The sequence below is a fragment of the Psychrilyobacter sp. genome, assembly GCF_037132775.1.
GTDB lineage: Bacteria > Fusobacteriota > Fusobacteriia > Fusobacteriales > Fusobacteriaceae > Psychrilyobacter.
In genome coordinates this window covers 1-6,202 of the sequence record NZ_JBAHZY010000083.1, presented here as the reverse complement: position 1 = coordinate 6,202, position 6,202 = coordinate 1, and the positions used below count along the sequence as shown (strand labels likewise).

Sequence of the window (6,202 nt, the reverse complement as noted above, 5' to 3'; positions counted from 1 at the left end):
GAGTTTACAACCCATTTATATTTATCTCCTAACACCTCAGTTTTACCTTCCAAAACATTACAGCATGCTGATACACTTTTAGCCATATAGACAAGCAGATCTTGTAATTTAGCTGTTTCGGGAGTTTTTCCACAGACTCCTCTAACAGTACAACCTTTATTCATTGCAGTTTCTTGACATTGATAACAAAACATTGACATATAGCAACTCCTCCTAAATATATTATGATATAAAAATTATTCTACAGGGTCAATACATTCCACAGGACAGACTCCTGCACAGGCACCACAATCGATACATGCATCTTCATCTATCAATCTTTTACCCTCTGCCACCTCAGAGATACACTCTACCGGGCATACCGGTTCACAAGCACCACAGGCAACACATTCATCCTCATTGATTCTATAAGCCATTTTTTATTCCTCCTTTTTTTTATTTTATAAAAATTCATACATTTTATCCTTCTAAGAATTTCTAATTAATCCTTTATTTTAAATATTTTTTTCTTGCTGTTCCCCTCACCAGAAAAACGCTTATATTTTTCACCTCATTTCTCCCTCCTATTTTTCTATTAACTGAACTACTATAATAAAAGTCTAGTATATCTTTTTATCTTTCCTTAAAGGATTTTTTCATCTATGGTAAATATATAATTAGAGGATAGACAGAAATTAGAACAACAAATATTCTATATAGGTTCTGTCATAGATGTGAAGGGAGGGAAGGAGATGTCAGAAATTTTTAATAAAGAAATTTTAAATCAAATGAAACAAGGGTTAAATAAAATAAAAAACCCAATTAAAATTATTACTTTTGTGGAAAAGGGGAAACCTCTATGTGATGAAGTAGTCGCTATGATGATACAGTTAACTACATTAAATAATAAAATACAATTTGAAGAATACGACCTAATTAAAAACTCTGATCTAGCTGAAAAATATAGGATTGATAAGGTTCCGGGAACTACTATTTTGGTAGCAGGTAAGCCTACTGGAATTAAATTTTATGGAATTCCCACTGGGCATGAAATAAATTCACTTTTATTTGCCATTTTGGAAAGTTCTGGAATGACTACTCCATTAGAAAGTAAATTAGAAGACGCTATTAAACAAATCCATAAAAAAATAAATATCAAAGTATTTGTAGGTTTGCAGTGCCCACACTGTCCTAAGGCGGTTATGACAGCTTTTAAAATAGCTCTATTAAATAACAATATTGATGCTGAGATGATACAGTCCAACCTATATAATGATCTTTCCAATGGTTTTGGGATAAGTTCTGTCCCTAGGACTTTTTTCAATGACAAAGATGATCTATTGGGTGTACAACCTCTACAAATGTTTGTTGAAAAATTAAAAAATATATAATCTTTTAAAGCTATATAGATTAAAAAAATCCCTGAAAATCAGGGATTTTTTTATACATCCTTCTGGAGGACACTATATTATTTAGTGATTTTAACTATCTTCTTTTTTCCTGCTCTTACTATCATTCCAGCTTCAATTTTTATAATTGCTTTCACATCTTTAATTGCTACATCATTCACCTTAAATCCACCTTGAGTGATAAGTCTTCTGGCATCAGATGTTCCCTTAAAGAAGTTTAATTTTTTAACCAACAAGTCGATTGCTCCTACTTCATCTTCATCTATCTTTACCTCTGGCAGATCTACATCCATATTTCTCTTAGAGAATACATTTTCAAACCAGTCATAGGCCTTTTTTCCCTCTTCCTCATTGTGATAGATAGTTACTATCTCTGCTCCTAACCTCTTTTTACAATCCATAGGATGGATACTTCCATCAGCTACTCCTCCCTTTAATTTTGCAATTTCTTCCATGGGTACATCTGTAGCTACCTCATAGTAATTCCACATAAGGTCATCTGAGATAGACATTATCTTCCCGAACATATCGTTGGGAGCTTCTGCTATCCCAATATAGTTATTCAATGATTTAGACATTTTTTCCACTCCGTCTAACCCTTCTAAGATTGGCATCATCATACATACCTGCGGTTCTGTCCCTGCATTTCTTTGTAAGTCTCTACCTCTTAATAAATTAAATGTCTGCTCAGTTGCCCCTAATTCTACATCGGCATCTATTGCTACAGAGTCATACCCTTGTAAAATTGGGTACATAAATTCTACTAATGAAACTGGTTTTCCTGCTGCTAATCTTTTAGAAAAATCATCTCTTTGAATCATCTGTGCTACTGTAAATTGAGATAATAACTTTAATACATCTTCTAATGTTAATTTTTCTAACCAGTCACCGTTATATACAACCTCTGTTTTTTCCATATCTAAGATTAACTTTAATTGATCTAAATATGTTTGGATATTCTTTGTGATATCTTCAGAAGACAACATTGGTCTAGTTTCAGATTTTCCTGTAGGATCTCCTATTCTGGCTGTAAATGTACCAATTAAAAATTTTACTCTATGCCCTAGATCCTGAAATTGTTTTAATTTTCTAAGGGGTACTGCATGACCAATGTGTAAGTCAGAACCAGTTGGATCTATCCCTAGTTTTACGATTAATGGGGTATTTGTCTCCAGTGATTTTTTTAATTTTTTTTCTAATTCTTTTTCAGAAATTAATTCCTCTACCCCCCTTTTTAATATACCTAACTGTCTTTGCACCTCTACATTGATATCCATAGTTGATCTCCTTTTATATATATAATTTTTATTTATTCCATAAATTTCTTATCCTATAAAAAAAAGCTCACAGATTATATCTGTAAGCTTTAAAAAGTTTAATTCAGATACAACCCCTATTAGTATACTATAAAATGGGCTGTAATATTTCTACACAGTCCCTCAATTAATAATAGTAATAATAAGTTTGGTTGTCTTCAAATTTCATATCTTTCTCCTGATTTTTTATTCTATATTTTTTTAATTATAACATAATAAGATTTTTTTTAAAAGCGATTTAAGTTAAATTTTACATTTTTTAAAGTGAGTAAAAATATAAGTTATCCCATTAGAACAGCTGTTTTTTTCTTAGGCATCTCTACCTTTGATACCATGGTTCCTACAAGTAATATTACGATTCCTATTACATTCACAACAAATAAATATTCTCCCAAGAAAAAGTGCCCTATGATAGCAGCAGTCGGAAGTTCTACCAGACTCATTATTCCAGCCTTTGTAGGTGTAGTAAATTTAAGTGCAAAAGCATCTATATCTCCAACTTGACTAAAAGCTAATAGACCAGAAATAGGCAAAAATATCCCTGTTAAAAAAAATCCCAATGCCGCTTTCATCCATTCTTTTCCAGTTACCATCCTTATTTCTGGTGGAAAAATTAAATTTCCTGCTCCAAAAAACATGGCAAATATTGCCAAACCAAATATAATTACATCTTTGTTTTTCATAAATCACTCCTTTGTTTTTATTTTTCTGTTCCCTTTTTTTTTCTTTCCCATAACTCACCAAAACATAAATATTCTTTTTCGGATCTTTTTCAACTTTTTCAAGATGAAAAGATTAAATTCAGAACACATATACACATATACACATATATATAGTACTTTAATTATATACGCTTAATTTTAACTTAAGTCAACAATTGATCATTTTTTATCAATCTATTTCTTAATTCCCCTAAAATTCCTTTATATACATTGAAATTATTTATTTATTTATTTATTTATTTATTTATTTATTTATTTATTTCGCTAAGTGATTATTTTAACAAAATCGTCGGAAAAACCACAGACTTTAGTCCGCAAAACTAGGAACATCTGTACCACATTTATAGACAAAAGTGCGCTATATTGGCATCAATAAAATCTAATGATACGAATGTTCTGATAAAAAGACTCTTTTTTAAAAATATCAGCTATTGATTATTTTGATAGAATCCTATAGAATGTTAACTATATTAAAAATTATGGAGGAACTATGGAAATTTTATTGATCGGATTAGGAATGTTTATCGCTGGATTTATAGACTCTATTGCTGGAGGAGGAGGGCTTATCAGTACTCCTACACTACTTTTAGTTGGTCTTCCCCCCCACCTTGCCTTAGGAACAAATAAACTGGCTTCTGCTGCTGGAACACTGGTTAGCAGTCATGAATTTTTTAAAAGTAATAAATTAAATTTTAAACTACTTAAACTTATGATTCCCTTTGCATTTGTAGGAGCAGTTATTGGTGTAATCGCTTTACAATTTATTACTCCTGATATCTTGGAGAAGATAATCCCTTTTATGATTTTTGGAGTGGCTACCTACACTATTATTTCTAAAAAAGTAGGCATGATAAATTCCTTTGATGGATTTACTCCTAAAAATAAATTTTTAGGTAAGATCTTAACCTCTATTTTAGGATTTTATGATGGATTCTTTGGTCCTGGTACAGGAACATTTTTTATGTTTGGTTTGGTTAAAATTTTCAAATTCGATTTCACTGTTGCCACTGCCAATACTAAGGTATTAAATTTAACCACTGGTTTTGCTGCTCTTCTTACTTTTTTATACAATGGACAAGTAAACTTTAGATATGGTCTTATCTCTGCAGTGTTTATGATCCTAGGTTCTAAAATAGGTTCTAAGATGGCTGTAAAAAATGGAGCTAAATTTATAAAACCTATCTTTATCGTTATGTCCTTAGTAATGGCCGGCAAGATGGTTTACGGTATGGTTATCTAATTAAGATAATAATATGTATATAAAAAAGACCTTTGAAATTTCAAAGGTCTTTTTTATATACATATCACTTAATAAAATTACTTAGTTTCTTCGATTAATTTGTTCATTTCTTCGATTACAACATCAGCATTTAATCCGTGTGACGCGATTCCTTCTCCTAAGCTCTCACCTGAGGCTACCATACAACCCACTCAACCAAGTCCGTATCTTTGGAATACCTGAACGATTACTGGATACTCTTGTACAGCTTCTAATATATTCATATCTTTGTTTACCATTTAAACTCCTCCTAAAAATCTATATTATATTCTTTTAATACATAAATTATATATTATCATACTAAACTTGTCAAGATTAATTAACACTATTTAACAAATCATGGATCCTTACCATACCTATTAATTTTTGTCTCTCTAACACAGGTAAAACTGAAATTTGACTTTCCCTATTTTCCATGAGTTCCAATGCGTCTACAGCCATCTTTTCGGCTCCAATATCGGTGAATTTTGAGATCATGATATCTTTAGCTTTATAGGTAAAAAACTCCTCTTTATTTCCCAACGCCCTTCTGATATCTCCCTCTGTAATTATTCCTATCATCATCCCGTCTTCTAATACACAGACAGCTCCTAATTTTTTCTTTGTCATAGTCACCAATACCTCATCTATATCGGCATTTTTTTCTACAACTGCAAGATCAGTTCCGCTATGCATTACGTCTTTTACCTTCATGAGAAGCCTTCTTCCTAAACTGCCTCCCGGGTGATATATAGCAAAGTTTTCTGGTTTGAAATTTCTTAATTTAATAAGTACTGATGCCAAAGCATCTCCCATAACCATCGTAGCTGTAGTTGAACAAGTAGGAGCTATATTCATAGGGCAGGCTTCTCTTTCAACACCTATATCCAATATTTCATCGGATTCCTTTCCTAATTTAGAATTTTTGTTTCCAGTCATAGCTATTAATTTTGCACCGATTTTTTTTATTGATGGGATTATCGATACCACTTCATCACTGTTTCCTGAATTTGAGATAGCAATTACAACATCTTCAGCGTGTACCATCCCAAGGTCTCCATGAAGACCTTCAGCTGAATTCATAAATACTGTCAGCGTTCCTGTAGAAGCCAAAGTTGCAGCTATTTTTTTCCCTACTATTCCAGATTTTCCGATCCCTGTCACAACAACCTTCCCTTTACAATCCATGATCAACTTAGCTGTTTTTTCCAATTCTTGTCCAATCTTATCCCTTACTTTTTTCAATTCCTCTATTTCAACATCAAATATTTCCTGAGCATATTTTTTTATATCCATGATTCCCCCTGTTGTTTTTGTTTATTATATCATTTTTTTTTAGTTTATTCATCTATATAAAAAAAAGTTAGAATATTCATTGTATGGTGGTCGTGTTTGTCAAACAGTTTATGAAAAAACTTAAGCAATTTTTTGAGTACTAAAATATACCTTAGCAGGTGTTTCATAATCTAAAGAACTATGTCCTCTATCGTTATTATAAAAATTAATATACCTTTTTAT

6 protein-coding genes and 2 pseudogenes are annotated in these 6,202 nt (G+C 31.6%); 2 read left to right on the top strand and 6 right to left on the bottom strand.

The annotated features are described in order from the left end of the window. Both V5784_RS05670 and V5784_RS05665 read right to left on the bottom strand, forming a co-directional pair. Positions 1–200, bottom strand: a pseudogene (locus tag V5784_RS05670) (hydroxylamine reductase); the annotation flags it as partial. 36 nt (positions 201–236) lie between these two features. After that, the gene (locus V5784_RS05665) at positions 237–416 is read right to left on the bottom strand and encodes a 4Fe-4S binding protein (RefSeq protein WP_336888072.1); all 180 of its coding nucleotides are present in this window, start codon (positions 414–416) and stop codon (positions 237–239) included. Positions 417–731: 315 nt separating this feature from the next. On the opposite strand from V5784_RS05665, the gene V5784_RS05660 reads away from it, so the two are divergent. Further along, positions 732–1,370 (top strand): thioredoxin family protein, encoded by a 639-nt coding sequence (locus V5784_RS05660; protein ID WP_336888071.1) that lies wholly within the window; start codon positions 732–734, stop codon positions 1,368–1,370. A gap of 77 nt (positions 1,371–1,447) precedes the next feature. Here the strand turns inward: V5784_RS05660 and tyrS are convergent, their stop codons facing one another. Next, entirely contained in the window at positions 1,448–2,665 is a 1,218-nt protein-coding gene (tyrS, locus tag V5784_RS05655; protein WP_336888070.1) for a tyrosine--tRNA ligase, read from the bottom strand. Between the two features lie 320 nt (positions 2,666–2,985). Continuing rightward, a complete protein-coding gene (locus tag V5784_RS05650; RefSeq protein ID WP_336888069.1) occupies positions 2,986–3,387 on the bottom strand; it encodes a branched-chain amino acid transport system II carrier protein in 402 nt (133 codons plus the stop codon). A 529-nt stretch (positions 3,388–3,916) separates the two neighbouring features. Between V5784_RS05650 and V5784_RS05645 the strand changes: the two genes are divergently transcribed. After that, positions 3,917–4,666: a TSUP family transporter gene (locus V5784_RS05645; RefSeq protein WP_336888068.1), complete on the top strand. Its 750-nt coding sequence runs from the start codon at positions 3,917–3,919 to the stop codon at positions 4,664–4,666. A gap of 77 nt (positions 4,667–4,743) precedes the next feature. On the opposite strand, the pseudogene V5784_RS05640 reads toward V5784_RS05645, so the two are convergent. After that, positions 4,744–4,944, bottom strand: a pseudogene (locus tag V5784_RS05640) (DUF1858 domain-containing protein). 76 nt (positions 4,945–5,020) lie between these two features. Continuing rightward, positions 5,021–5,983, bottom strand: a complete 963-nt coding sequence (locus tag V5784_RS05635; RefSeq protein WP_336888073.1) for a KpsF/GutQ family sugar-phosphate isomerase — start codon at positions 5,981–5,983, stop codon at positions 5,021–5,023. Positions 5,984–6,202 lie beyond the last annotated feature (219 nt).

Bases quoted from the DNA above. Each gene is read 5' to 3' on its own strand.
- tyrS (WP_336888070.1), bottom strand. From the start codon at position 2,665: ATGGATATCAATGTAGAGGTGCAAAGACAGTTAGGTATATTAAAAAGG.
- V5784_RS05645 (WP_336888068.1), top strand. From the start codon at position 3,917: ATGGAAATTTTATTGATCGGATTAGGAATGTTTATCGCTGGATTTATA.
- V5784_RS05665 (WP_336888072.1), bottom strand. From the start codon at position 416: ATGGCTTATAGAATCAATGAGGATGAATGTGTTGCCTGTGGTGCTTGT.
- V5784_RS05660 (WP_336888071.1), top strand. From the start codon at position 732: ATGTCAGAAATTTTTAATAAAGAAATTTTAAATCAAATGAAACAAGGG.
- V5784_RS05650 (WP_336888069.1), bottom strand. From the start codon at position 3,387: ATGAAAAACAAAGATGTAATTATATTTGGTTTGGCAATATTTGCCATG.